Source organism: Citrobacter sp. C5_2 (assembly GCF_014596845.2).
GTDB classification, from domain to species: domain Bacteria; phylum Pseudomonadota; class Gammaproteobacteria; order Enterobacterales; family Enterobacteriaceae; genus Citrobacter; species Citrobacter werkmanii.
Map to the genome: position 1 here is coordinate 474,625 of NZ_CP115032.1, position 24,322 is coordinate 498,946.

General features: G+C 50.7%; 26 protein-coding genes, 3 tRNA genes and 4 rRNA genes. 24 read left to right on the plus strand and 9 right to left on the minus strand.

Annotation, left to right across the window (positions count from 1 at the left end):
- Positions 1 to 3 precede the first annotated feature (3 nt).
- From rplO to arfA, 11 genes are all read left to right on the plus strand, one after another.
- Positions 4 to 438 carry a 50S ribosomal protein L15 gene (gene rplO, locus ICA20_RS02315; RefSeq protein ID WP_038634680.1) on the plus strand — a complete coding sequence of 145 codons (435 nt, stop codon included), beginning with the start codon at positions 4 to 6 and terminating at the stop codon, positions 436 to 438.
- A gap of 7 nt (positions 439 to 445) precedes the next feature.
- Entirely contained in the window at positions 446 to 1,777 is a 1,332-nt protein-coding gene (gene secY / locus ICA20_RS02320; RefSeq protein ID WP_001118864.1) for a preprotein translocase subunit SecY, read from the plus strand.
- Positions 1,778 to 1,807: 30 nt separating this feature from the next.
- On the plus strand, positions 1,808 to 1,924 hold the full coding sequence (gene rpmJ / locus ICA20_RS02325; RefSeq protein WP_000868187.1) for a 50S ribosomal protein L36: 117 nt from the start codon (positions 1,808 to 1,810) through the stop codon (positions 1,922 to 1,924).
- Between the two features lie 146 nt (positions 1,925 to 2,070).
- Positions 2,071 to 2,427, plus strand: a complete 357-nt coding sequence (gene rpsM, locus ICA20_RS02330) for a 30S ribosomal protein S13 (RefSeq protein ID WP_003031135.1) — start codon at positions 2,071 to 2,073, stop codon at positions 2,425 to 2,427.
- Positions 2,428 to 2,443: 16 nt separating this feature from the next.
- Positions 2,444 to 2,833, plus strand: a complete 390-nt coding sequence (rpsK, locus tag ICA20_RS02335; RefSeq protein WP_003031137.1) for a 30S ribosomal protein S11 — start codon at positions 2,444 to 2,446, stop codon at positions 2,831 to 2,833.
- A 33-nt stretch (positions 2,834 to 2,866) separates the two neighbouring features.
- The gene (gene rpsD, locus ICA20_RS02340) at positions 2,867 to 3,487 is read left to right on the plus strand and encodes a 30S ribosomal protein S4 (protein ID WP_003031138.1); all 621 of its coding nucleotides are present in this window, start codon (positions 2,867 to 2,869) and stop codon (positions 3,485 to 3,487) included.
- A 25-nt stretch (positions 3,488 to 3,512) separates the two neighbouring features.
- Positions 3,513 to 4,502 carry a DNA-directed RNA polymerase subunit alpha gene (gene rpoA, locus ICA20_RS02345; protein WP_003031139.1) on the plus strand — a complete coding sequence of 330 codons (990 nt, stop codon included), beginning with the start codon at positions 3,513 to 3,515 and terminating at the stop codon, positions 4,500 to 4,502.
- 40 nt (positions 4,503 to 4,542) lie between these two features.
- Positions 4,543 to 4,926, plus strand: a complete 384-nt coding sequence (gene rplQ, locus ICA20_RS02350) for a 50S ribosomal protein L17 (protein ID WP_001216370.1) — start codon at positions 4,543 to 4,545, stop codon at positions 4,924 to 4,926.
- 107 nt (positions 4,927 to 5,033) lie between these two features.
- Positions 5,034 to 5,402, plus strand: coding sequence for a DUF1992 domain-containing protein (locus ICA20_RS02355; RefSeq protein ID WP_038634662.1), 369 nt, complete (start codon positions 5,034 to 5,036; stop codon positions 5,400 to 5,402).
- A gap of 10 nt (positions 5,403 to 5,412) precedes the next feature.
- Positions 5,413 to 5,838, plus strand: a complete 426-nt coding sequence (zntR, locus tag ICA20_RS02360) for a Zn(2+)-responsive transcriptional regulator (RefSeq protein ID WP_038634659.1) — start codon at positions 5,413 to 5,415, stop codon at positions 5,836 to 5,838.
- Positions 5,839 to 5,897: 59 nt separating this feature from the next.
- Entirely contained in the window at positions 5,898 to 6,116 is a 219-nt protein-coding gene (gene arfA / locus ICA20_RS02365) for an alternative ribosome-rescue factor ArfA (protein WP_038634656.1), read from the plus strand.
- On the opposite strand, the gene mscL is transcribed toward arfA, so the two are convergent.
- The 5 genes from mscL to def form a co-directional block, all read right to left on the minus strand.
- A complete protein-coding gene (gene mscL / locus ICA20_RS02370) occupies positions 6,113 to 6,526 on the minus strand; it encodes a large-conductance mechanosensitive channel protein MscL (RefSeq protein WP_003031152.1) in 414 nt (137 codons plus the stop codon). The genes arfA and mscL overlap by 4 nt on opposite strands.
- A 141-nt stretch (positions 6,527 to 6,667) precedes the next feature.
- Positions 6,668 to 8,044: a Trk system potassium transporter TrkA gene (gene trkA / locus ICA20_RS02375; RefSeq protein ID WP_006687350.1), complete on the minus strand. Its 1,377-nt coding sequence runs from the start codon at positions 8,042 to 8,044 to the stop codon at positions 6,668 to 6,670.
- A 21-nt stretch (positions 8,045 to 8,065) separates the two neighbouring features.
- Positions 8,066 to 9,355, minus strand: coding sequence for a 16S rRNA (cytosine(967)-C(5))-methyltransferase RsmB (gene rsmB, locus ICA20_RS02380; RefSeq protein ID WP_038634647.1), 1,290 nt, complete (start codon positions 9,353 to 9,355; stop codon positions 8,066 to 8,068).
- A gap of 51 nt (positions 9,356 to 9,406) precedes the next feature.
- Positions 9,407 to 10,354: a methionyl-tRNA formyltransferase gene (fmt, locus tag ICA20_RS02385; protein WP_038634644.1), complete on the minus strand. Its 948-nt coding sequence runs from the start codon at positions 10,352 to 10,354 to the stop codon at positions 9,407 to 9,409.
- A 14-nt stretch (positions 10,355 to 10,368) separates the two neighbouring features.
- Positions 10,369 to 10,878 (minus strand): peptide deformylase, encoded by a 510-nt coding sequence (gene def / locus ICA20_RS02390; protein WP_038634641.1) that lies wholly within the window; start codon positions 10,876 to 10,878, stop codon positions 10,369 to 10,371.
- Positions 10,879 to 11,007: 129 nt separating this feature from the next.
- Here def and dprA point away from each other — a divergent pair, with 129 nt between their 5' ends.
- The 6 genes from dprA to ICA20_RS02420 are packed head-to-tail and all read left to right on the plus strand — an operon-like array spanning position 11,008 to position 14,800.
- Entirely contained in the window at positions 11,008 to 12,132 is a 1,125-nt protein-coding gene (gene dprA / locus ICA20_RS02395) for a DNA-protecting protein DprA (RefSeq protein ID WP_038634638.1), read from the plus strand.
- Positions 12,104 to 12,577, plus strand: coding sequence for a DUF494 family protein Smg (gene smg, locus ICA20_RS02400; RefSeq protein ID WP_038634635.1), 474 nt, complete (start codon positions 12,104 to 12,106; stop codon positions 12,575 to 12,577). Before dprA ends, smg begins: the two co-directional genes overlap by 29 nt.
- A 26-nt stretch (positions 12,578 to 12,603) precedes the next feature.
- Positions 12,604 to 13,146 (plus strand): type I DNA topoisomerase, encoded by a 543-nt coding sequence (locus tag ICA20_RS02405; RefSeq protein WP_038634632.1) that lies wholly within the window; start codon positions 12,604 to 12,606, stop codon positions 13,144 to 13,146.
- A 4-nt stretch (positions 13,147 to 13,150) separates the two neighbouring features.
- The gene (gene tsaC, locus ICA20_RS02410; protein ID WP_038634630.1) at positions 13,151 to 13,723 is read left to right on the plus strand and encodes an L-threonylcarbamoyladenylate synthase type 1 TsaC; all 573 of its coding nucleotides are present in this window, start codon (positions 13,151 to 13,153) and stop codon (positions 13,721 to 13,723) included.
- A gap of 1 nt (position 13,724) precedes the next feature.
- Complete coding sequence (gene aroE / locus ICA20_RS02415; RefSeq protein WP_038634627.1) at positions 13,725 to 14,546, plus strand: shikimate dehydrogenase; 822 nt, start codon at positions 13,725 to 13,727, stop codon at positions 14,544 to 14,546.
- Entirely contained in the window at positions 14,543 to 14,800 is a 258-nt protein-coding gene (locus ICA20_RS02420) for a DUF1488 domain-containing protein (protein ID WP_038634625.1), read from the plus strand. The genes aroE and ICA20_RS02420 overlap by 4 nt, the downstream gene beginning before the upstream one ends.
- Here the strand turns inward: ICA20_RS02420 and ICA20_RS02425 are convergent.
- On the minus strand, positions 14,776 to 15,330 hold the full coding sequence (locus ICA20_RS02425; protein WP_038634622.1) for a gamma carbonic anhydrase family protein: 555 nt from the start codon (positions 15,328 to 15,330) through the stop codon (positions 14,776 to 14,778). The two genes, ICA20_RS02420 and ICA20_RS02425, sit on opposite strands and share 25 nt — an antisense overlap.
- Before the next feature lie 469 nt (positions 15,331 to 15,799).
- On the opposite strand from ICA20_RS02425, the gene ICA20_RS02430 reads away from it, so the two are divergent.
- The 7 genes from ICA20_RS02430 to rrf (ICA20_RS02460) all read left to right on the plus strand — a co-directional run bounded on the left by ICA20_RS02430 (position 15,800) and on the right by rrf (ICA20_RS02460) (position 21,157).
- Positions 15,800 to 17,339, plus strand: a 16S ribosomal RNA gene (locus tag ICA20_RS02430).
- Between the two features lie 71 nt (positions 17,340 to 17,410).
- Positions 17,411 to 17,487 (plus strand) — tRNA-Ile (locus tag ICA20_RS02435).
- A gap of 39 nt (positions 17,488 to 17,526) precedes the next feature.
- Positions 17,527 to 17,602 (plus strand) — tRNA-Ala (locus tag ICA20_RS02440).
- Between the two features lie 198 nt (positions 17,603 to 17,800).
- Positions 17,801 to 20,705: ribosomal RNA gene (locus ICA20_RS02445) — 23S ribosomal RNA — on the plus strand.
- 92 nt (positions 20,706 to 20,797) lie between these two features.
- Positions 20,798 to 20,913: ribosomal RNA gene (gene rrf, locus ICA20_RS02450) — 5S ribosomal RNA — on the plus strand.
- Between the two features lie 14 nt (positions 20,914 to 20,927).
- Positions 20,928 to 21,003 (plus strand) — tRNA-Thr (locus ICA20_RS02455).
- A 38-nt stretch (positions 21,004 to 21,041) separates the two neighbouring features.
- Positions 21,042 to 21,157, plus strand: a 5S ribosomal RNA gene (gene rrf, locus ICA20_RS02460).
- The 16S, 23S and 5S rRNA genes sit together here with 3 tRNA genes alongside, the layout of an rRNA operon.
- A gap of 103 nt (positions 21,158 to 21,260) precedes the next feature.
- Here rrf (ICA20_RS02460) and ICA20_RS02465 read toward each other — a convergent pair.
- The 3 genes from ICA20_RS02465 to ICA20_RS02475 are packed head-to-tail and all read right to left on the minus strand — an operon-like array spanning position 21,261 to position 24,321.
- Entirely contained in the window at positions 21,261 to 22,019 is a 759-nt protein-coding gene (locus ICA20_RS02465) for an amino acid ABC transporter ATP-binding protein (protein WP_038634423.1), read from the minus strand.
- Positions 22,020 to 22,026: 7 nt separating this feature from the next.
- The gene (locus tag ICA20_RS02470) at positions 22,027 to 23,130 is read right to left on the minus strand and encodes an amino acid ABC transporter permease (protein WP_038634420.1); all 1,104 of its coding nucleotides are present in this window, start codon (positions 23,128 to 23,130) and stop codon (positions 22,027 to 22,029) included.
- A gap of 9 nt (positions 23,131 to 23,139) precedes the next feature.
- A complete protein-coding gene (locus ICA20_RS02475) occupies positions 23,140 to 24,321 on the minus strand; it encodes an amino acid ABC transporter permease (protein WP_038634418.1) in 1,182 nt (393 codons plus the stop codon).
- Between the last annotated feature and the right edge of the window lies 1 nt (position 24,322).

Genomic DNA, 24,322 nt, shown 5'->3' on the forward strand with positions numbered 1-24,322 from the left:
GAGATGCGTTTAAATACTCTGTCTCCGGCCGAAGGCTCCAAAAAGGCGGGTAAACGCCTGGGTCGTGGTATCGGTTCTGGCCTCGGTAAAACCGGTGGTCGTGGTCACAAAGGTCAGAAGTCTCGTTCTGGCGGTGGCGTACGTCGCGGTTTCGAGGGTGGTCAGATGCCTCTGTACCGTCGTCTGCCGAAATTCGGCTTCACTTCACGTAAAGCAGCGATTACAGCCGAAGTTCGTCTGTCTGACCTGGCTAAACTTGAAGGCGGTGTTGTAGACCTGAACACGCTGAAAGCAGCTAACATTATCGGTATCCAGATCGAGTTCGCGAAAGTGATCCTGGCTGGTGAAGTCACTACTCCGGTAACTGTTCGTGGCCTGCGTGTTACTAAAGGCGCTCGTGCTGCTATCGAAGCTGCTGGCGGTAAAATCGAGGAATAAGTAGCAGATGGCTAAACAACCGGGATTAGATTTTCAAAGTGCCAAAGGTGGCTTAGGCGAGCTGAAACGCAGACTGCTGTTTGTAATCGGTGCGCTTATTGTGTTCCGTATTGGCTCTTTCATTCCGATCCCTGGTATTGATGCCGCTGTACTTGCCAAACTGCTTGAGCAACAGCGAGGCACCATCATTGAAATGTTTAACATGTTCTCTGGTGGTGCTCTCAGCCGTGCTTCTATCTTTGCTCTGGGGATCATGCCGTATATTTCGGCGTCGATCATTATCCAGCTGCTGACGGTGGTTCATCCAACGTTGGCAGAAATTAAGAAAGAAGGGGAGTCTGGTCGTCGTAAGATCAGCCAGTACACCCGCTACGGTACTCTGGTGCTGGCGATATTCCAGTCGATCGGTATTGCTACCGGTCTGCCGAATATGCCTGGTATGCAGGGCCTGGTAATGAATCCAGGCTTTGCATTCTATTTCACCGCTGTTGTAAGTCTGGTTACAGGGACTATGTTCCTGATGTGGTTGGGCGAACAGATTACTGAACGTGGTATCGGCAACGGTATCTCAATCATTATCTTCGCCGGTATTGTTGCGGGACTCCCGCCAGCCATTGCCCATACTATCGAGCAAGCGCGTCAAGGCGACCTGCACTTCCTCGTGTTGCTGTTGGTTGCAGTATTAGTATTTGCAGTGACGTTCTTTGTTGTATTTGTTGAGCGTGGTCAACGCCGTATTGTGGTAAACTACGCGAAACGTCAGCAAGGTCGTCGTGTCTATGCTGCACAGAGCACACATTTACCGCTGAAAGTGAATATGGCGGGGGTAATCCCGGCAATCTTCGCTTCCAGTATTATTCTGTTCCCGGCGACCATCGCGTCATGGTTCGGGGGCGGGACTGGTTGGAACTGGCTGACAACAATTTCGCTGTATTTGCAGCCTGGGCAACCGCTTTATGTGTTACTCTATGCGTCTGCAATCATATTCTTCTGTTTCTTCTACACGGCGTTGGTTTTCAACCCGCGTGAAACAGCAGATAACCTGAAGAAGTCCGGTGCATTTGTACCAGGAATTCGTCCGGGAGAGCAAACGGCGAAGTATATCGATAAAGTAATGACCCGCCTGACTTTGGTTGGTGCGCTCTACATTACCTTTATCTGCCTGATCCCGGAGTTCATGCGTGATGCAATGAAAGTACCGTTCTACTTTGGTGGGACCTCACTGCTTATCGTTGTTGTCGTGATTATGGACTTTATGGCTCAAGTGCAAACTCTGATGATGTCAAGTCAGTACGAGTCTGCATTGAAGAAGGCGAATCTGAAAGGCTACGGCCGTTAACAGTCGCCCGAGAAGTTACGGAGAGTAAAAATGAAAGTTCGTGCTTCCGTCAAGAAATTATGCCGTAACTGCAAAATCGTTAAGCGTGATGGTGTCATCCGTGTGATTTGCAGTGCCGAGCCGAAGCATAAACAGCGCCAAGGCTGATTTATTCGCATATTTTTCTTGCAAAGTTGGGTTGAGCTGGCTAGATTAGCCAGCCAATCTTTTGTATGTCTGTGCGTTTCCATTTGAGTATCCTGAAAACGGGCTTTTCAGCATGGTGCGTACATATTAAATAGTAGGAGTGCATAGTGGCCCGTATAGCAGGCATTAACATTCCTGATCAGAAACATGCTGTGATCGCATTAACTTCGATCTACGGCGTCGGCAAGACCCGTTCTAAAGCCATTCTGGCTGCAGCGGGTATCGCTGAAGATGTTAAGATCAGTGAGCTGTCTGAAGAACAAATCGACACGCTGCGTGACGAAGTTGCCAAATTTGTCGTTGAAGGTGATCTGCGCCGTGAAGTTAGCATGAGCATCAAGCGCCTTATGGACCTTGGTTGCTATCGCGGTTTGCGTCATCGTCGTGGTCTCCCGGTTCGCGGTCAGCGTACCAAGACCAACGCACGTACCCGTAAGGGTCCGCGCAAACCGATCAAGAAATAATCGGGGTGATTGAATAATGGCAAAGGCACCAATTCGTGCACGTAAACGTGTAAGAAAACAAGTCTCTGACGGCGTGGCTCATATCCATGCTTCTTTTAACAACACCATCGTTACCATTACTGATCGTCAGGGTAACGCACTGGGTTGGGCAACAGCCGGTGGTTCCGGTTTCCGTGGTTCTCGCAAATCCACTCCGTTTGCAGCTCAGGTTGCAGCAGAGCGTTGCGCTGAAGCCGTAAAAGAATACGGTATCAAGAATCTGGAAGTTATGGTCAAAGGACCGGGTCCAGGTCGCGAATCTACTGTTCGTGCTCTGAACGCCGCTGGTTTCCGCATCACTAATATTACTGATGTGACTCCGATCCCTCATAACGGTTGTCGTCCGCCGAAAAAACGTCGCGTATAACGCTGTCGTTTCTAGGATTGTTGGAGAAAGAAAATGGCAAGATATTTGGGTCCTAAGCTCAAGCTGAGCCGTCGTGAGGGCACTGACTTATTCCTTAAGTCTGGCGTTCGCGCGATCGATACCAAGTGTAAAATTGAACAAGCTCCTGGCCAGCACGGTGCGCGTAAACCGCGTCTGTCTGACTATGGTGTGCAGTTGCGTGAAAAGCAAAAAGTTCGCCGTATCTATGGTGTGCTGGAGCGTCAGTTCCGTAACTACTACAAAGAAGCAGCACGTCTGAAAGGCAACACCGGTGAAAACCTGTTGGGTCTGCTGGAAGGTCGTCTGGACAACGTTGTATACCGTATGGGCTTCGGTGCCACTCGTGCAGAAGCACGTCAGCTGGTCAGCCATAAAGCAATTATGGTAAACGGTCGTGTTGTTAACATCGCTTCTTATCAGGTTAGTCCGAATGACGTTGTTAGCATTCGTGAGAAAGCGAAGAAGCAGTCTCGCGTGAAAGCCGCTCTGGAGCTGGCTGAGCAGCGTGAAAAGCCAACCTGGCTGGAAGTTGATGCTGGCAAGATGGAAGGTACGTTCAAGCGTAAGCCGGAGCGTTCTGATCTGTCTGCGGACATTAACGAACACCTGATCGTCGAGCTTTACTCCAAGTAAAGCTTAGTACCAAAGAGAGGACACAATGCAGGGTTCTGTGACAGAGTTTCTAAAACCGCGCCTGGTAGATATCGAGCAAGTGAGTTCGACGCACGCCAAGGTGACCCTTGAGCCTTTAGAGCGTGGCTTTGGCCATACTTTGGGTAACGCACTGCGCCGTATTCTGCTCTCATCGATGCCGGGTTGCGCGGTGACCGAGGTTGAGATTGATGGTGTACTACATGAGTACAGCACCAAAGAAGGCGTTCAGGAAGATATCCTGGAAATCCTGCTCAACCTGAAAGGGCTGGCGGTGAGAGTTCAGGGTAAAGATGACGTTATTCTTACCTTGAATAAATCTGGCATTGGCCCTGTGACTGCAGCCGACATTACCCATGATGGTGATGTCGAAATCGTCAAGCCACAGCACGTGATCTGCCACCTGACCGATGAGAACGCATCTATTAGTATGCGCATCAAAGTTCAGCGCGGTCGTGGTTATGTGCCGGCTTCTACCCGAATTCATTCGGAAGAAGATGAGCGCCCAATCGGCCGTCTGCTGGTCGACGCATGCTACAGCCCTGTAGAGCGTATTGCCTACAATGTTGAAGCAGCGCGTGTAGAACAGCGTACCGACCTGGACAAGCTGGTCATCGAAATGGAAACCAACGGCACAATCGATCCTGAAGAGGCGATTCGTCGTGCGGCAACCATTCTGGCTGAACAACTGGAAGCTTTTGTTGACTTACGTGATGTACGTCAGCCGGAAGTTAAAGAAGAGAAACCAGAATTCGATCCGATCCTGCTGCGCCCTGTTGACGATCTGGAATTGACTGTCCGCTCTGCTAACTGCCTCAAAGCAGAAGCTATCCACTATATCGGTGATCTGGTACAGCGTACTGAGGTTGAGCTTCTTAAGACGCCTAACCTTGGTAAAAAATCTCTTACTGAGATTAAAGACGTGCTGGCTTCCCGTGGACTGTCTCTGGGCATGCGCCTGGAAAACTGGCCACCGGCAAGCATCGCTGACGAGTAACCGGATCACAGGTTAAGGTTTTACTGAGAAGGATAAGGTCATGCGCCATCGTAAGAGTGGTCGTCAACTGAACCGCAACAGCAGCCATCGCCAGGCTATGTTCCGCAATATGGCAGGTTCACTGGTTCGTCATGAAATCATCAAGACGACTCTGCCGAAAGCGAAAGAGCTGCGTCGCGTAGTTGAGCCGCTGATTACTCTTGCCAAGACTGATAGCGTAGCTAATCGTCGTCTGGCATTCGCCCGTACTCGTGATAACGAGATCGTGGCAAAACTGTTTAACGAACTGGGCCCGCGTTTCGCGAGCCGCGCCGGTGGTTACACTCGCATTCTGAAGTGTGGTTTCCGTGCAGGCGACAACGCGCCGATGGCATACATCGAGCTGGTTGATCGTTCAGAGAAAACAGAAGCTGCTGCAGAGTAATCTGTAGTAACGTAAAAAAACCCGCCTCGGCGGGTTTTTTTATATCCGCCATATCCCCACTTAACTACAATATCTGTACTCTTTTTGTTCATCCCCTGGAGCGTCAAATGTGGTTACTGGACCAGTGGGCGGAGCGCCATATTATTGCTGCACAGTCTAAAGGCGAGTTTGATGATTTACCTGGTACAGGCGAACCGCTTACTCTTGACGATGATTCCCATATTCCACCTGAACTTCGAGCCGGATACCGTTTATTAAAAAATGCAGGCTGTCTTCCACCTGAGCTTGAGCAACGCAGAGAGGCAATTCAGCTGCTTGAAATACTCGCGGGGATCCGCAAAGATGATCCCAGTTATCAGGAAGTCAGTCGACGGTTGTCGCTACTGGAGCTAAAACTTCGACAGGCTGGGCTTAGCACCGAGTTTTTACACGGTGAATACGCAGATAAGCTGCTACAGAAGATCAACGACAAATAGCGGAGAGAGCATGTACCGAATTGGTGAATTAGCGAAGCTGGCTGACGTGACGCCGGATACTATCCGTTACTATGAAAAGCAGCAGATGATGGAACATGAAGTACGTACCGAAGGCGGGTTTCGCCTCTACACGGAAAGTGATCTTCAGCGTCTTAAGTTTATTCGTTATGCCCGTCAGCTTGGTTTTACACTGGAGTCGATTCGCGAACTGCTTTCGATCCGCATAGATCCAGAGCACCATACCTGCCAGGAATCAAAAGGGATCGTTCAGGAAAGATTACAAGAGGTCGAAGCGCGCATAGCGGAGCTTCAGGCGATGCAACGATCGTTACAGCGATTAAATGATGCGTGCTGTGGTAAAGCACACAGCAGTGTGTACTGTTCTATTCTTGAAGCACTTGAACAAGGCGCCAGCGGGACACTATCAGACCGTTGATTTTTTGCACGGTCAGGTCTACACTCCCGGCGTAAATTACCCCACAAACTGGAGAGAGTATGAGCCGTTATCAGCATACCAAAGGACAGATAAAGGACAACGCCATTGAGGCGCTTCTGCATGATCCACTGTTCAGGCAGCGCGTTGAGAAAAATAAGAAAGGGAAAGGAAGTTATCTACGTAAAGGTAAACATGGCAATCGGGGAAACTGGGAGGCCAGTGGCAAGAAAGTGAAGCACTTTTTTACCACTGGCCTTTTTGTTTCAGTGAACGCTTAAGAGCGGTTATTCTGTTCTTTCAGCAGGTCACGAATTTCACTTAGTAATACTTCTTCTTTAGATGGTGCTGGGGGCGCCGCTGGCTCTTCAGCTTTTTTACGATTCAATTTATTGATCAGTTTGATTGCCATAAAGATAGCAAACGCAACAATAATGAAATCGAAGACATTCTGAATGAATACGCCGTAATGCATGACCACCGCCGGGATGTCTCCCTGCGCATCACGTAACGTTAAAGCAAACTGTTTAAAATCAATCCCACCAATTAACAACCCCAGTGGCGGCATGATGATATCGGCAACCAGTGATGAAACGATCTTACCGAATGCCGCACCAATAATGACACCCACTGCCAAATCGACAACATTCCCGCGCATCGCGAATTCGCGAAACTCTTTAATAATGCTCATTTTATTCTCCCTATGCAGCTGACGTTTATAAGTTTAACAAATGTTTAGGCAATTTCCATTTATGTATTGCTGAAAGGAAAAATTATTAGGCCCTGATAAATAAAGGGAAATAAAAAAGGCGCTATATTAGCGCCTAAATTATTACAGGAAGAAGGGGCTTGGCTGGAATAAGCGCTCGACGTCGGTAATAAACTTTTTATCTGTCAGGAACATAATAACGTGATCGCCTTGTTCAATACGCAGGTTGTCATTGGCAATCATCACATCATTACCCCGTACAACAGCGCCAATAATGGTGCCGGGCGGAAGTTTAATTTCATCAATCGAGCGACCTACTACCCGTGATGTTGTCTCATCACCGTGTGCGACGGCTTCAATGGCTTCCGCTACGCCGCGGCGTAGTGATGAAACACCAACAATATCAGCTTTACGAACATGGCTCAGGAGTGCGGAGATGGTCGCCTGTTGCGGTGAAATCGCAATATCGATCACGCTGCCCTGCACCAGATCGACGTACGCTCTGCGTTGGATCAGCACCATCACTTTCTTGGCGCCCATTCGTTTAGCCAGCATCGCCGACATGATGTTAGCTTCATCGTCATTGGTCACCGCGATGAACAGATCAACCTGATCGATGTGTTCTTCCGCCAGAAGCTCTTGATCCGAAGCATCGCCAAAAAAGACGATCGTATTTTGCAGTTTCTCTGCAAGCTCCGATGCGCGCTGCTGATTACGCTCGATCAGTTTGACGCTGTAATCTTTTTCCAGACGCCGCGCGAGCCCTGCACCAATATTACCGCCACCGACTAACATAATGCGTTTGTACGGCTTTTCCAGACGCTGTAGCTCGCTCATGACGGCACGAATGTGCTGTGATGCCGCGATAAAGAAGACTTCATCACCCGCTTCAACGATGGTAGAACCCTGCGGGCGAATTGGCCTGTCATGACGGAATATCGCCGCAACGCGGGTATCGATATGCGGCATGTGATCGCGCATGGTCGACAACGCATTACCGATTAGCGGTCCGCCGTAATAAGCTTTCACGACCGCCAGACTGACTTTGCCCTCGGCAAAATTCACGACCTGCAATGCGCCCGGATATTCAATCAGGCGATAAATGCTATCGATAACCAGTTGCTCAGGCGCAATCAGATGATCGATAGGGACGGCATCGGATTGAAATAGCTTGTCTGCATCGCGAACGTAATCCGGTGAACGAATACGGGCGATACGGTTAGGCGTATTAAACAGGGAATAAGCTACCTGGCAGGCAACCATATTTGTTTCATCTGAGCTGGTTACGGCAACCAGCATATCGGCATCGTCGGCACCAGCTTCACGCAATACACGGGGATGTGAACCATGTCCTTGCACGACGCGGAGATCAAACTTGTCCTGCAAGCTGCGCAGGCGCTCACCATTGGTATCGACTACCGTGATATCGTTGTTCTCTCCGACCAGGTTTTCAGCCAGCGTACCGCCAACTTGCCCTGCGCCAAGAATGATAATTTTCATCAGTCGCGACCCGTTATCTCATCACTTTTTGATTAGCTTAGCGTAAAAGAAGCCATCGCCATCTTCTGCACCCGGTAAATTCTGACGTCCCGGCTGCTCTGGCGTACCGGTTTCGCTTAACACCGCATCCGGTGTACGTGCAAGGAACGCGGCGATCTGCTGTTGGTTTTCTTCTGGCAGAATAGAACAGGTTGCATAGACCAGCGTGCCGCCCGGCTTAAGGTGTGTCCAGGTCGCGTTGAGGATCTCGGCCTGCAACTGAGCGAGTTCGGCAATATCACGATCGCGACGCAGCCATTTGATATCCGGATGGCGACGGATCACACCAGTGGCAGAACATGGAGCGTCCAGCAAAATACGGTCAAACTGTTGCTCACCGCACCACTGCTGCGGATAGCGACCATCACCCTGCTTCACGGTTGCTTTCATACCCAGGCGTTTCAGGTTGTCATACACGCGAGACAGGCGTTTATCGTCGACATCGACTGCCATCACGTTCGCATCTGGCGCGACCTCCAGAATATGGGTGGTCTTGCCGCCGGGAGCGCAACATAAATCAAGGATCTGCTCTCCGTTTTGTGGCTGCAGATAGCTGACGCAACCCTGGGCAGAGGCATCCTGAACGGTGACCCAACCTTGCTCAAAACCTGGCAGGGCGAGCACGGGGGCTGGTGTTTCCAGACGGACCGCATCCGGGTAATCCGGATGAGGGAAACCGGTCAATCCTGCTTCGGCGAGTAGTTCCAGCCAGGCGTCGCGCGTATGGTGGTTGCGATTAACACGGAGCCACATTGGCGGGCGTTGGTTATTAGCCTCAAGGATGGCTTCCCATTGCTGTGGATAAGCGGCTTTAATACGTTTTACCAGCCAGGAGGGGTGTAAGAAACGTAGATCGCTTTGTGCGAACTCGGTCAGTAGTTCTTCCTGACGGCGCTGGAACTGGCGTAATACACCATTGATCAGCCCTTTCAACTGCGGACGCTTAATCACTACCGCGCCTTCTACGGTTTCGGCCAGCGCAGCATGGGGTGGGATACGGGTATGCAGCAGTTGGTAGAAGCCCACCATGATCAGGTAGTGAACGGTACGTTGTTTGCCCGTCATCGGACGTTCCATCAGTTGCTGGATCATCCACTCCAGTTGCGAGAGTGTGCGCAATACGCCGAAGCAAAGCTCTTGCAACAGCGCTTTATCTTTATCGGCAACTTTTTGCTGCATGGCGGGCAGCACGTTGCTTAATGATTGCCCCTTTTCGACAACCTGCTCGACGGCCTGGGCTGCCATACTGCGTAAATTAAGATGTTTTTTCATAAGTGCAAAAATAAAAATGCCCGGTCACACCGGGCTTAAAGAGATGAACCGTCAGGCCAGACGGTTTCCGGGCACAAACCACTCCCGGCGCGAATTAAGCAGATCCTGCGCACTCATGGCTTTTTTGCCTGCAGGCTGCAAAGAGACGAGATTCAGGATGCCGTCGCCTGTTGCAACCTGGATACCCTGACGGTTCGCTTCCAGAATTGTGCCTGGTTCAGCGTTAACGGGCGTATCGATCACCGTCGCCTGCCAAATTTTTACTGGTTGCTCGTCGATGACGATATAGCTCATTGGCCACGGGTTAAAGGCGCGGATGCAGCGCTCCAACTGAGCGGCCGAAAGTGACCAGTCGATACGGGCCTCTTCTTTACTGAGTTTCTCTGCATGCGTAACCAGTGATTCATCTTGTACCACGGGTTTTATCGTGCCAGCAGCCAGCTGTTTTAGCGTTTCAATCAGCCCCTGAGGCCCCAGGTCCGCCAGCTTGTCGTATAAAGAACCGCTGGTATCTTCTGCCGTAATCGGACAGGAGAGCTTAAGCAACATATCACCGGTGTCGAGACCAACATCCATTTGCATGATGGTAACGCCCGTTTCGCTATCGCCAGCCCACAGTGAACGTTGAATTGGTGCTGCGCCACGCCAGCGTGGAAGCAGGGAACCGTGAACGTTGATACAACCCAGGCGCGGCATTTCCAGCACGGCTTTTGGCAGAATCAGTCCATATGCCACTACCACCATCACGTCTGCGTGTAAATCAGCAACCAATTGTTGGTTTTCCTGAGGGCGAAGAGAGACAGGCTGGAAAACCGGTATCCCTTTTTCTTCAGCCAACACTTTTACCGGGCTGGGCATCAGCTTTTTACCGCGTCCCGCAGGGCGGTCCGGTTGGGTAAACACGCCAACGACGTTATGTCCAGAAGACAACAGCGCGTCAAGGTGACGCGCTGCAAAGTCAGGTGTACCCGCAAAAATAATACGTAGTGAGTCTGACACGTTGATTCTTGTCCTTAAGCTCGGGCGTTCAGGCGGTCGAGTTTTTCAACTTTCTGACGAATACGTTGTTGCTTCAACGGAGACAGATAATCGATAAACAGTTTACCGACCAGGTGATCCATTTCATGTTGAATGCAGATAGCGAGCAGGCCATCGGCTTCCAGTTCAAAAGATTTACCGTCGCGATTGAGCGCACGAATTTTTACTTTCTCAGCGCGTGGTACTAACGCACGCTGTTCGGGGATAGACAGGCAACCTTCTTCAATACCGGTTTCGCCATCTTTCTCCAGCAGCTCTGGGTTGATTAAAACCAACTGCTCGTCGCGATTTTCAGAGACATCAATAACAATGATGCGCTGATGGATGTCGACCTGTGTTGCCGCCAGACCGATACCTTCTTCTGCGTACATCGTTTCGAACATATCATCAACGATACGCTGAATTTCTGCATTCACTTCTTCAACCGGTTTTGCGACTTTGCGAAGGCGCTCGTCCGGAATATGTAACACTTGCAAAACTGACATAGTTATCCAGAGTTGTGTTCAGGAGTTGAAAAGATTATTACCTCTATTCTAGACAAAACCCCCTCTGATTGACAGCATCAGTGACCAATCGCAAAGATTGCCAGGACTGCTTGTGGCAGGGGAACAGGGATGACCCAAATTGAAATTTGGCTACGTTTAGCGCAAGTGAATGAACTGTATGGTGATGAGATGGTGCGCCTTGCCCACTGGCTCAATGCCCAACCCTGTATTAACAACACGATACTCCAGCACGCAGGATTATCTTCCCGCCAGGCCAAGCGCTTTCTAACCTTTTCAGAACAGTTACTGGAAAAAACGCTGCGTTGGTTGGAGCAGCCGAATCACCATTTAGTGGTTGCCGACAGCGAGCATTATCCGTCCCAGCTGCGCGCGATTGAAGATTATCCTGGGGTACTTTTCGTTGCCGGTACTCCCGCATGCCTGCATTCATTTCAGGTGGCCGTCGTCGGTAGTCGCCAGCATTCATGGTATGGCGAACGTTGGGGGCGATTATTTTGCGAAAAGCTTGCCGCGTTTGGGGTGACGATAACCAGTGGGCTGGCCCGGGGAATTGATGGCGTGGCGCATAATGCGGCGATAAACCGACAAGGCACGAGTATTGCGGTGCTGGGAAATGGGCTTGAGACCATTCATCCACGACAGCATGTCCGTCTCGCTGAACGTCTGATCGATTCCGGAGGCGCATTGGTGTCTGAGTTCCCATTAGATACGCTCCCGCTGCCGCGCAATTTTCCCCGACGAAATCGCATTATCAGTGGTCTAAGTAAAGGTGTCCTGGTCGTTGAGGCCGCGCAACGTAGCGGTTCATTGGTCACGGCACGCTGTGCGCTGGAGCAGGGGAGGGAGGTTTTTGCTTTGCCTGGGCCGATTGGGAGTCCAGGAAGTGAAGGCCCACATTGGCTTATTCAGCAGGGAGCCACGCTTGTGACCGCACCAGAGGAAATTCTGGAAAATTTGCAATATGGGCTGCAATGGTTGCCAGATGAACCTGAAAAATCAATTTATTCGCCAGATCACGAAGAGGTGGCATTGCCATTTCCTGAGCTCCTGGCTAACGTAGGAGATGAGGTAACACCTGTTGACGTCGTCGCTGAACGTGCCGGCCAACCTGTGCCAGAGGTAGTGGCTCAACTACTCGAACTGGAGTTAGCAGGATGGATCGCAGCTGTACCCGGCGGCTATGTCCGATTGAGGAGGGCATGCCATGTTCGACGTACTAATGTATTTGTTTGAGACATATATCCATAACGAAGCTGAGCTGCGAGTGGATCAGGACAAACTGGAACGGGATCTTACCGACGCTGGTTTTGATCGTGAAGACATCTACAACGCGTTACTGTGGCTGGAAAAGCTTGCTGATTATCAGGATGGCCTTGCCGAACCTATGCAGCTAGCATCTGATCCTCTTTCTCTGCGTATTTATACGGCAGAAGAATGTGAACGGCTGGATGCGAGTTGTCGCGGATTCTTGCTATTCCTGGAGCAGATTCAGGTGCTAAACCTCGAAACGCGAGAAATGGTAATTGAGCGCGTACTCGCGCTGGATACGGCAGAGTTTGATCTGGAAGACCTGAAGTGGGTGATCCTGATGGTGCTATTCAACATTCCAGGTTGTGAAAATGCCTATCAGCAAATGGAAGAATTACTCTTTGAAGTGAATGAAGGTATGCTGCATTAATCAATCTTCATTCAGTATGAGTTGTTATGGCTAAATCAGCACTGTTTACGGTGCGTAAAAACGAGCCCTGCCCACAATGCGGGGCTGAACTGGTTATTCGCTCCGGGAAACACTGTCCGTTTCTCGGTTGTTCACACTATCCAGAATGCGATTATATCCGTCCGCTGAAATCATCTGCAGACGGGCATATTGTCAAAGTTCTGGAGGGTAAGTTTTGCCCTGCATGTGGCGCTGAGTTGGTATTGCGACAGGGGCGATTCGGTATGTTTATCGGATGCAGTGACTATCCTGCATGCGAGCACACCGAGCTTATCGACAAGCCTGATGAAACAGCAATAGTCTGTCCTCAATGCCAGACCGGTCACCTGGTCCAGCGGCGTTCCCGTTATGGCAAAACTTTTTACTCCTGCGATCGCTATCCGGAGTGCCAGTTTGTTATTAACTTCAAACCGTTAGCTGGAGAATGTCCAGAGTGTCATTATCCGCTACTCATCGAAAAGAAAACCGCGCAGGGTGTGAAGCATTTCTGTGCCAGTAAACAATGTGGAAAGCCGATTTCGGCGGAATAAAAAAGTGAATAATAACCTGCCCACAGGCCCTATCGCTGCTGCAATAGAGGTACTGAACCAAGAGAAAGTCATCGCCTATCCAACAGAAGCTGTATTTGGTGTCGGCTGCGATCCCGACAGCGAAACGGCAGTAAGTCGTTTGTTGGAATTAAAACAACGTCCTGTCGAGAAAGGCTTAATTTTGATTGCGGCCAACTTTGAGCAACTTAAGCCCTATATTGACGATAGCTCGCTTACTGATACTCAACGTGAGGCTATCTTCGCTCGTTGGCCTGGTCCCGTCACCTTTGTTTTCCCGGCGCTTGCGACTACACCTCGTTGGTTGACCGGTCGTTTTGATTCGCTGGCCGTGCGTGTCACCGATCATCCGCTGGTGGTTGCACTGTGCCAGGCTTATGGCAAACCTATAGTTTCCACCAGTGCTAATTTGAGTGGCTTACCGCCCTGCCGAACGGTAGAGGAAGTCCGCACGCAGTTCGGTACAGACTTTCCCGTTGTTGAAGGAGAGACCGGAGGGCGATTGAATCCTTCGGAGATCCGTGATGCACTGACGGGTAAACAGTTTCGACAGGGGTAATATGAAAGAAGCCTATGCTGTTTTTGGTAATCCGATAGCGCACAGTAAATCGCCTTTTATTCATCAGCAATTTGCAGAGCAGCTGAAGATTGATTACTCCTATGGACGTGTACTGGCGCCGATCAATGACTTTGTGAATTCGCTGAACGCCTTTTTTGCTGAGGGGGGTAAGGGGGCAAATGTCACCGTTCCTTTTAAAGAAGAGGCGTTTGCGCGTGCCGATGAATTAACAGAGCGGGCATCGCTAGCTGGAGCAGTTAACACCCTTAAACGGCTGGAGGATGGACGTTTGCTGGGAGATAACACGGATGGTATCGGTTTATTAAGCGATCTTGAACGTTTATCTTTCATTCGTCCCGGATCGCGAATTCTGCTGATTGGTGCGGGCGGTGCATCCCGTGGGGTATTGCTACCTCTTCTTTCTATGGATTGTGCGGTAACCATTGTTAATCGTACGGCCTACCGCGCTGAAGAACTGGCACAGCTCTTCTCTCATACTGGTAGCGTGCAGGCGGTGGGAATGGACGAACTTGATAATCACAGCTTTGATCTGATTATTAACGCGACGTCCAGCGGTATTAGCGGTGAGATCCCGTCTATTCCGGCATCTCTTATCCATCCCTCCGTCTACTGTTACGACATGTTTTATCAGAAAGGGAATACGCCGTTCCTTTCCTGGTGTGAAAAGCATGGGGCGAAACAGTACGCCGATGGTCTGGGTATGCTGGTGGGACAAGCTGCACATGCTGTTTTACTCTGGCATGGTGTTTTACCCCAGATTGAGCCGGTCATTAAAAGCATGCAACAGGAATTGTCGGCATGAATCAGGCGATCCAGTTTCCCGATCGAGAAGAATGGCGGACGGATGTAAATGCCATTGTTTTCCCTGCAATGGTTCATGGTATGCAGTTAACATGTGCCATATCGGGAAAGATGTTGGCGTCCCGCTTTGGCGGCGACACGCCTGAACAGTGGCTGGAAACCTTTCGATTACATCGCTGGGACCTGGAAGAAGAGGCCGAAGCATTGATCCAGGACCAGCAGGAAGACGCTCAGGGTTGGGTGTGGTTACTCTGACTTAAATACTCATCTTTCCACTTAACATAGTTGTTTGCTGAGTATTGCAAGCCTGCTTTCTCTTCATCGCTTAATGGACGAATCTGCTTAACTGGGCTTCCCAGGTACAGATATCCACTCTCCAGGCGTTTGTTTTGCGGAACCAGGCTTCCCGCCCCAATCATAACGTCGTCTTCAACAACGACACCGTCCAACAGAATCGATCCCATGCCGACTAATACGCGGTTACCAATGGTACAACCGTGCAGCATGACTTTATGACCAACTGTGACATCTTCACCTACGATCAGCGGATTACCCTGCGGATTGGATGTAGATTTATGTGTGACATGTAGAACGCTGCCGTCCTGAATGTTTGTACGCGCACCGATTTGCACGTAGTTCACGTCGCCACGGATCGCGACCAGTGGCCAAATTCCGACATCATCAGCCAAACGAGCATCGCCAATGACGACACTACTGGTGTCGATCATCACGCGTTTTCCGATCTGTGGGAAAAGATCCTTATAAGGGCGCAGTACATCAGACATGTTTACCTCAGCGAAAATAGAGCGGTAATGAAGACTTTGGTTGGATTATTGAGACTGTGCAAGTGATTTATCTATCAAAAATCAGCCAAATTGCGCAGGAATATAGCGAAAGGGGTGAAAAACAAGCATTCAGCAAAAAAGATCCAAAAAACACTTGTGCTAAAAAATGGGATCCCTATAATGCGCCTCCATCGACACGGCGGATGTGAATCACTTCACGCAAACAGCCCGGTCGGTTGAAGAGAAAAACCTGAAAATGAGGGTTGACTCTGAAAGAGGAAAGCGTAATATACGCCACCTCGCGACAGAGCGCCAAAGCGCGTCGCAACTGCTCTTTAACAATTTATCAGACAATCTGTGTGGGCACTCGAGGATACGGATTCTTAACGTCGCAAGACGAAAAATGAATACCAAGTCTCTGAGTGAACACGTAATTCATTACGAAGTTTAATTCACGAGCATCAAACTTAAATTGAAGAGTTTGATCATGGCTCAGATTGAACGCTGGCGGCAGGCCTAACACATGCAAGTCGAACGGTAGCACAGAGAGCTTGCTCTCGGGTGACGAGTGGCGGACGGGTGAGTAATGTCTGGGAAACTGCCCGATGGAGGGGGATAACTACTGGAAACGGTAGCTAATACCGCATAATGTCGCAAGACCAAAGAGGGGGACCTTCGGGCCTCTTGCCATCGGATGTGCCCAGATGGGATTAGCTAGTAGGTGGGGTAACGGCTCACCTAGGCGACGATCCCTAGCTGGTCTGAGAGGATGACCAGCCACACTGGAACTGAGACACGGTCCAGACTCCTACGGGAGGCAGCAGTGGGGAATATTGCACAATGGGCGCAAGCCTGATGCAGCCATGCCGCGTGTATGAAGAAGGCCTTCGGGTTGTAAAGTACTTTCAGCGAGGAGGAAGGCGTTGTGGTTAATAACCACAGCGATTGACGTTACTCGCAGAAGAAGCACCGGCTAACTCCGTGCCAGCAGCCGCGGTAATACGGAGGGTGCAAGCGTTAATCGGAATTACTGGGCGTAAAGCGCACGCAGGCGGTCTGTCAAGTCGGATGTGAAATCCCCGGGCTCAACCTGGGAACTGCATCCGAAACTGGCAGGCTAGAGTCTTGTAGAGGGGGGTAGAATTCCAGGTGTAGCGGTGAAATGCGTAGAGATCTGGAGGAATACCGGTGGCGAAGGCGGCCCCCTGGACAAAGACTGACGCTCAGGTGCGAAAGCGTGGGGAGCAAACAGGATTAGATACCCTGGTAGTCCACGCCGTAAACGATGTCGACTTGGAGGTTGTGCCCTTGAGGCGTGGCTTCCGGAGCTAACGCGTTAAGTCGACCGCCTGGGGAGTACGGCCGCAAGGTTAAAACTCAAATGAATTGACGGGGGCCCGCACAAGCGGTGGAGCATGTGGTTTAATTCGATGCAACGCGAAGAACCTTACCTACTCTTGACATCCAGAGAACTTAGCAGAGATGCTTTGGTGCCTTCGGGAACTCTGAGACAGGTGCTGCATGGCTGTCGTCAGCTCGTGTTGTGAAATGTTGGGTTAAGTCCCGCAACGAGCGCAACCCTTATCCTTTGTTGCCAGCGGTCCGGCCGGGAACTCAAAGGAGACTGCCAGTGATAAACTGGAGGAAGGTGGGGATGACGTCAAGTCATCATGGCCCTTACGAGTAGGGCTACACACGTGCTACAATGGCATATACAAAGAGAAGCGACCTCGCGAGAGCAAGCGGACCTCATAAAGTATGTCGTAGTCCGGATTGGAGTCTGCAACTCGACTCCATGAAGTCGGAATCGCTAGTAATCGTGGATCAGAATGCCACGGTGAATACGTTCCCGGGCCTTGTACACACCGCCCGTCACACCATGGGAGTGGGTTGCAAAAGAAGTAGGTAGCTTAACCTTCGGGAGGGCGCTTACCACTTTGTGATTCATGACTGGGGTGAAGTCGTAACAAGGTAACCGTAGGGGAACCTGCGGTTGGATCACCTCCTTACCTTAAAGAACCGACCTTTGTAGTGCTCACACAGATTGTCTGATGAAAATTAGCAGTAAGAAAATCTCTGCAGGCTTGTAGCTCAGGTGGTTAGAGCGCACCCCTGATAAGGGTGAGGTCGGTGGTTCAAGTCCACTCAGGCCTACCAAATTCATCCTGGTGAATTTGAAGAGGTTTTAACTACGATGGGGCTATAGCTCAGCTGGGAGAGCGCCTGCTTTGCACGCAGGAGGTCTGCGGTTCGATCCCGCATAGCTCCACCATCTTTACTGCAACAACCCAAGAAAACTTCAGAGTGTACCTGAAAAGGTTGACTGCGAAGTTTTGCTCTTTAAAAATCTGGATCAAGCTGAAAATTGAAACGACACACTGTGTCTGTTCTCCGTAATAAGAACAGATAAAAGGTGTGTTCGAGTCTCTCAAATTTTCGCAATCAGAAGTGAAACATCTTCGGGTTGTGAGGTTAAGCGACTAAGCGTACACGGTGGATGCCCTGGCAGTCAGAGGCGATGAAGGACGTGCTAATCTGCGATAAGCGCCGGTAAGGTGATATGAACCGTTATAACCGGCGATTTCCGAATGGGGAAACCCAGTGTGATTCGTCACACTATCGTTAACTGAATACATAGGTTAACGAAGCGAACCGGGGGAACTGAAACATCTAAGTACCCCGAGGAAAAGAAATCAACCGAGATTCCCCCAGTAGCGGCGAGCGAACGGGGAGCAGCCCAGAGTCTGAATCAGCATGTGTGTTAGTGGAACGGTCTGGAAAGTCCGACGGTACAGGGTGATAGTCCCGTACACAAAAATGCACAGGTTGTGAACTCGAAGAGTAGGGCGGGACACGTGGTATCCTGTCTGAATATGGGGGGACCATCCTCCAAGGCTAAATACTCCTGACTGACCGATAGTGAACCAGTACCGTGAGGGAAAGGCGAAAAGAACCCCGGCGAGGGGAGTGAAAAAGAACCTGAAACCGTGTACGTACAAGCAGTGGGAGCACCTTCGGGTGTGACTGCGTACCTTTTGTATAATGGGTCAGCGACTTATATTCTGTAGCAAGGTTAACCGTATAGGGGAGCCGAAGGGAAACCGAGTCTTAACTGGGCGTTAAGTTGCAGGGTATAGACCCGAAACCCGGTGATCTAGCCATGGGCAGGTTGAAGGTTGGGTAACACTAACTGGAGGACCGAACCGACTAATGTTGAAAAATTAGCGGATGACTTGTGGCTGGGGGTGAAAGGCCAATCAAACCGGGAGATAGCTGGTTCTCCCCGAAAGCTATTTAGGTAGCGCCTCGTGAATTCATCTTCGGGGGTAGAGCACTGTTTCGGCTAGGGGGTCATCCCGACTTACCAACCCGATGCAAACTGCGAATACCGAAGAATGTTATCACGGGAGACACACGGCGGGTGCTAACGTCCGTCGTGAAGAGGGAAACAACCCAGACCGCCAGCTAAGGTCCCAAAGTCATGGTTAAGTGGGAAACGATGTGGGAAGGCACAGACAGCCAGGATGTTGGCTTAGAAGCAGCCATCATTTAAAGAAAGCGTAATAGCTCACTGGTCGAGTCGGCCTGCGCGGAAGATGTAACGGGGCTAAACCATGCACCGAAGCTGCGGCAGCGACACTATGTGTTGTTGGGTAGGGGAGCGTTCTGTAAGCCGTTGAAGGTGGCCTGTGAGGGTTGCTGGAGGTATCAGAAGTGCGAATGCTGACATAAGTAACGATAATGCGGGTGAAAAACCCGCACGCCGGAAGACCAAGGGTTCCTGTCCAACGTTAATCGGGGCAGGGTGAGTCGACCCCTAAGGCGAGGCCGAAAGGCGTAGTCGATGGGAAACAGGTTAATATTCCTGTACTTGGTGTTACTGCGAAGGGGGGACGGAGAAGGCTATGTCGGCCGGGCGACGGTTGTCCCGGTTTAAGCATGTAGGCGGAGGTTCCAGGTAAATCCGGTACCTTTTAACGCTGAGGTGTGATGACGAGGCACTACGGTGCTGAAGTGACAAATGCCCTGCTTCCAGGAAAAGCCTCTAAGCATCAGGTAACATCAAATCGTACCCCAAACCGACACAGGTGGTCAGGTAGAGAATACCAAGGCGCTTGAGAGAACTCGGGTGAAGGAACTAGGCAAAATGGTGCCGTAACTTCGGGAGAAGGCACGCTGATAGGTAGGTGAAGTGATTTACTCATGGAGCTGAAATCAGTCGAAGATACCAGCTGGCTGCAACTGTTTATTAAAAACACAGCACTGTGCAAACACGAAAGTGGACGTATACGGTGTGACGCCTGCCCGGTGCCGGAAGGTTAATTGATGGGGTTATCCGTAAGGAGAAGCTCTTGATCGAAGCCCCGGTAAACGGCGGCCGTAACTATAACGGTCCTAAGGTAGCGAAATTCCTTGTCGGGTAAGTTCCGACCTGCACGAATGGCGTAATGATGGCCAGGCTGTCTCCACCCGAGACTCAGTGAAATTGAACTCGCTGTGAAGATGCAGTGTACCCGCGGCAAGACGGAAAGACCCCGTGAACCTTTACTATAGCTTGACACTGAACACTGGTCCTTGATGTGTAGGATAGGTGGGAGGCTTTGAAGTGTGGACGCCAGTCTGCATGGAGCCGTCCTTGAAATACCACCCTTTAATGGCTGGTGTTCTAACGTGGGCCCGTAATCCGGGTTGCGGACAGTGTCTGGTGGGTAGTTTGACTGGGGCGGTCTCCTCCCAAAGAGTAACGGAGGAGCACGAAGGTTAGCTAATCCTGGTCGGACATCAGGAGGTTAGTGCAAAGGCATAAGCTAGCTTGACTGCGAGAGTGACGGCTCGAGCAGGTGCGAAAGCAGGTCTTAGTGATCCGGTGGTTCTGAATGGAAGGGCCATCGCTCAACGGATAAAAGGTACTCCGGGGATAACAGGCTGATACCGCCCAAGAGTTCATATCGACGGCGGTGTTTGGCACCTCGATGTCGGCTCATCACATCCTGGGGCTGAAGTAGGTCCCAAGGGTATGGCTGTTCGCCATTTAAAGTGGTACGCGAGCTGGGTTTAGAACGTCGTGAGACAGTTCGGTCCCTATCTGCCGTGGGCGCTGGAGAATTGAGGGGGGCTGCTCCTAGTACGAGAGGACCGGAGTGGACGCATCACTGGTGTTCGGGTTGTCATGCCAATGGCACTGCCCGGTAGCTAAATGCGGAAGAGATAAGTGCTGAAAGCATCTAAGCACGAAACTTGCCCCGAGATGAGTTCTCCCTGAGACTTAAAGTCTCCTGAAGGAACGTTGAAGACGACGACGTTGATAGGTCGGGTGTGTAAGCGTAGCGATACGTTGAGCTAACCGATACTAATGAACCGTGAGGCTTAACCTTACAACGCCGAAGGTGTTTTGGCGAAGAGACAGATTTTCAGCCTGATACAGATAAGATTAACCGGCGAAAAGCGGGTTAATAAACAGAATTTGCCTGGCGGCTGTAGCGCGGTGGTCCCACCTGACCCCATGCCGAACTCAGAAGTGAAACGCCGTAGCGCCGATGGTAGTGTGGGGTCTCCCCATGCGAGAGTAGGGAACTGCCAGGCATCAAATTTAGTGTGCTGATATGGCTCAGTTGGTAGAGCGCACCCTTGGTAAGGGTGAGGTCCCCAGTTCGACTCTGGGTATCAGCACCAGTTTTTCGGTTAAAGTTCGGCACTTAGAAAAGAATTTGTCTGGCGGCTGTAGCGCGGTGGTCCCACCTGACCCCATGCCGAACTCAGAAGTGAAACGCCGTAGCGCCGATGGTAGTGTGGGGTCTCCCCATGCGAGAGTAGGGAACTGCCAGACATCAAATAAGTGAAAAGGCCATCCGGAAGGATGGCCTTTTTGCGTTATTTGTCTTGCTAACCCGTAGGCCCGGTAAGCGCAGGCCACCGGGCAAAACAGAAGATTAATGAATCACCTGCGACAGGAATGCCCGCGTACGTTCTGACCTGGGATTGGCAAAAAACTCATCCGGTGGTGCCTGCTCCACAATCTCGCCAAGATCCATAAAGATCACCCGGTCGGCCACTGTGCGGGCAAATCCCATTTCATGGGTAACGCACAGCATAGTCATACCCGATTGCGCCAGACCGATCATGGTATCAAGCACCTCTTTCACCATTTCAGGATCCAGCGCTGATGTGGGTTCATCAAACAACATAATTTTAGGTTTCATACATAACGAACGTGCAATGGCCACACGCTGCTGTTGCCCGCCAGAGATTTGCCCTGGATATTTATGCGCATGTTCAGCAATGCGAACTCGCTCAAGGTAGTGCATTGCCAACACTTCAGCCTCTTTTTTCGGCATCTTTTGCACCCAGACTGGCGCCAGCGTACAGTTTTGCAAAACCGTCAAATGAGGAAAGAGATTGAAATGTTGAAAGACCATGCCAACTTCCTGCCTGACGCGCTCAATATTGCGAATGTCCTCATTGAGTTCAATCCCATCCACCACAATACGTCCTTGCTGATGCTCTTCCAGATGGTTGATACAACGGATAGTTGTCGATTTACCCGAGCCGGAAGGACCGCATAAGACGATACGCTCTCCTTGTTTTACCTGCAGATTGATGTTTTTCAAAACGTGGAACTGTCCGTACCATTTGTTGACGTTTTCCAGCGTAATCATCGCGTCGGTAGACGGCCTTAATAATTGGTTCATAAATTCCTCAGTGCGGTGTACGCCCGGTATTAAAACGTTTTTCCAGATGTTGGCTGTAACGCGACATACTGAAACAAAAGATCCAGTAAATCAGTGCGGCAAAAACATATCCTTCCGTCGACATACCCAGCCATGCAGGATCCACGGTTGCTTGTTGCACGCTGCTGAAGAGATCAAACAGGCCGATGATGATGACCAGACTGGTATCCTTGAACAGGGCAATAATCGTATTAACCAAACCAGGAATAACCAGCTTGAGGGCTTGGGGAAGAATGACCAACCCTTGGGTTTTCCAGTACCCCAGCGCCAGTGATTCAGCCGCTTCATACTGACCTTTTGGCAAGGCCTGTAATCCCCCACGAACCACCTCTGCAACATAGGCTGACTGGAAAAGAATGACACCGACCAGTGCCCGGATAAGCTTGTCGATACTGGTCCCCTCAGACATAAACAGAGGCAGCATGACAGAGGACATAAACAGGACGGTGATCAACGGTACGCCGCGCCAGAACTCAATAAAAATCACGGATAAAATCCGCACGACGGGCATATGAGAACGACGCCCCAATGCCAGTAGAATCCCCCACGGGAGCGCACCCGCAATACCGACGGATGCGATGATAAGCGTCAGCGTTAACCCGCCCCACTGCCGGGTTTCTACTCGCTCAAGCCCGAAAAAACCACCGTACATCAACCACCAGACCACCAAAGGATAAACGACTGCCCAAACGGCGATATAACGACCACGGTGGGGAATGGTTTTCCAGAACATGGGAACGATTGAGACCAGGCCAATCAGCAGGGCCAGATTAATGCGCCAGCGCTGATCGTGTGGGTAAAGTCCATACATGAATTGTCCGAAGCGTTCATGAATGAACACCCAGCAGGCCCCCGCTTTGGTACAGTCAGCTCGGGTAGAGCCTACCCAGTTGGCCTGAAAAAATACCCAGTTCAACAGCGGTGGAAGGAAGGACCAAATTAGCCACACGCATAGCAGCGTGAGCAGGCTATTTGACCAACTGGAGAACAGGTTTTTGCGAACCCAGAACAGACAGCGGCTTGCCGGGTTACTGCTCTGGCGCGAGGGGTGAGACAGTAGTGCTTTTGTCATCATGGCTCCTTAGCGCTCGATCAGTGCGATACGACGGTTATAAATATTCATCAGTAGAGAAATGCTCAGGCTGATGATCAGGTACACCGACATCGTGATGGCAATAGTTTCAATGGCTTGTCCCGTTTGATTGAGTACCGTGCCGGCAAACAGGGAAACCATATCCGGGTAGCCAATGGCGGCAGCGAGCGATGAATTTTTAACGATATTCAGGTACTGACTGGTTAGTGGAGGAATGATGACGCGCAGCGCCTGCGGGATGATGACCTGGCGGAGCGTCACCGGATTTGGCAAACCCAGAGAGCGTGCTGCCTCATGTTGCCCATAAGGAACAGCCTGAATTCCTGCCCGAATAATTTCTGCAATAAACGCTGAGGTATACACTGAAAGCGCCAGCGTCAGAGCCGCCAGTTCAGGTATAAGCACCATGCCGCCACGAAAGTTAAAACCGCGTAGTTCGGGGATATCCCAGTGAAGTGCCGCGCCAAAAAACCACTGTGAAATCATTGGTAAGAACACGATCAACGCCAGAGCTGTGGGCCAGGTACGGCGTAACTGACCGGTTTTGATCTGGTGCATTCTGTTGAAACGGAATAGCCCGAAGGTGACAACGACGGCAATAAGGACCGCGGTACAAAAGGCAAAAAGACCTTCTCCCATTTGCGGCGCCGGAATATACAGCCCCCGGTTGCTCAGAAACATTAAATCCAGCGCGTTAACCGCCTGACGTGGGCCGGGCAGGTTACGTAATACGGCAAAATACCAAAAGAAGATCTGCAATAGCGGTGGGATATTGCGGAACGTTTCGATATAGACCGTGGAGAGCTTTCGCAATAACCAGTTATCTGACAGGCGTGCCAGCCCGAGAAAGAAACCGAGAAATGAAGCGAAGACGATACATAGTGCGGAAACTAACAGAGTATTAAGCAGACCGACCAGGAACACGCGGCCATAGGTATCGCCTTGCTCGTAATCAATCAGATGCTGGACGATACCAAATCCGGCGCTGCGATCGAGAAAAGAAAATCCCGAGGTAATACCGCGACTGCTCAGGTTATTAATCGTGTTATGAATGAGATAGACCGCAATGCTAATGACCGCAATGACGGCGAGTATTTGGAATAACCAGGCGCGGACCGCAGGGTTAGAAAAGGATAGCGATCCTTTTACGGTTGAGCGGCGATGAAGCATA

Coding starts and splice junctions, on each gene's coding strand:
- rplO (WP_038634680.1), top strand. CDS start 4: ATGCGTTTAAATACTCTGTCTCCGGCCGAAGGCTCCAAAAAGGCGGGT.
- rpsD (WP_003031138.1), top strand. CDS start 2,867: ATGGCAAGATATTTGGGTCCTAAGCTCAAGCTGAGCCGTCGTGAGGGC.
- ICA20_RS02420 (WP_038634625.1), top strand. CDS start 14,543: ATGAATCAGGCGATCCAGTTTCCCGATCGAGAAGAATGGCGGACGGAT.
- dprA (WP_038634638.1), top strand. CDS start 11,008: ATGACCCAAATTGAAATTTGGCTACGTTTAGCGCAAGTGAATGAACTG.
- ICA20_RS02425 (WP_038634622.1), bottom strand. CDS start 15,330: ATGTCTGATGTACTGCGCCCTTATAAGGATCTTTTCCCACAGATCGGA.
- secY (WP_001118864.1), top strand. CDS start 446: ATGGCTAAACAACCGGGATTAGATTTTCAAAGTGCCAAAGGTGGCTTA.
- rpsK (WP_003031137.1), top strand. CDS start 2,444: ATGGCAAAGGCACCAATTCGTGCACGTAAACGTGTAAGAAAACAAGTC.
- aroE (WP_038634627.1), top strand. CDS start 13,725: ATGAAAGAAGCCTATGCTGTTTTTGGTAATCCGATAGCGCACAGTAAA.
- rplQ (WP_001216370.1), top strand. CDS start 4,543: ATGCGCCATCGTAAGAGTGGTCGTCAACTGAACCGCAACAGCAGCCAT.
- def (WP_038634641.1), bottom strand. CDS start 10,878: ATGTCAGTTTTGCAAGTGTTACATATTCCGGACGAGCGCCTTCGCAAA.
- ICA20_RS02355 (WP_038634662.1), top strand. CDS start 5,034: ATGTGGTTACTGGACCAGTGGGCGGAGCGCCATATTATTGCTGCACAG.
- zntR (WP_038634659.1), top strand. CDS start 5,413: ATGTACCGAATTGGTGAATTAGCGAAGCTGGCTGACGTGACGCCGGAT.
- rsmB (WP_038634647.1), bottom strand. CDS start 9,355: ATGAAAAAACATCTTAATTTACGCAGTATGGCAGCCCAGGCCGTCGAG.
- mscL (WP_003031152.1), bottom strand. CDS start 6,526: ATGAGCATTATTAAAGAGTTTCGCGAATTCGCGATGCGCGGGAATGTT.
- trkA (WP_006687350.1), bottom strand. CDS start 8,044: ATGAAAATTATCATTCTTGGCGCAGGGCAAGTTGGCGGTACGCTGGCT.
- ICA20_RS02475 (WP_038634418.1), bottom strand. CDS start 24,321: ATGCTTCATCGCCGCTCAACCGTAAAAGGATCGCTATCCTTTTCTAAC.
- ICA20_RS02470 (WP_038634420.1), bottom strand. CDS start 23,130: ATGACAAAAGCACTACTGTCTCACCCCTCGCGCCAGAGCAGTAACCCG.
- smg (WP_038634635.1), top strand. CDS start 12,104: ATGTTCGACGTACTAATGTATTTGTTTGAGACATATATCCATAACGAA.
- ICA20_RS02405 (WP_038634632.1), top strand. CDS start 12,604: ATGGCTAAATCAGCACTGTTTACGGTGCGTAAAAACGAGCCCTGCCCA.
- rpmJ (WP_000868187.1), top strand. CDS start 1,808: ATGAAAGTTCGTGCTTCCGTCAAGAAATTATGCCGTAACTGCAAAATC.
- arfA (WP_038634656.1), top strand. CDS start 5,898: ATGAGCCGTTATCAGCATACCAAAGGACAGATAAAGGACAACGCCATT.
- ICA20_RS02465 (WP_038634423.1), bottom strand. CDS start 22,019: ATGAACCAATTATTAAGGCCGTCTACCGACGCGATGATTACGCTGGAA.
- rpoA (WP_003031139.1), top strand. CDS start 3,513: ATGCAGGGTTCTGTGACAGAGTTTCTAAAACCGCGCCTGGTAGATATC.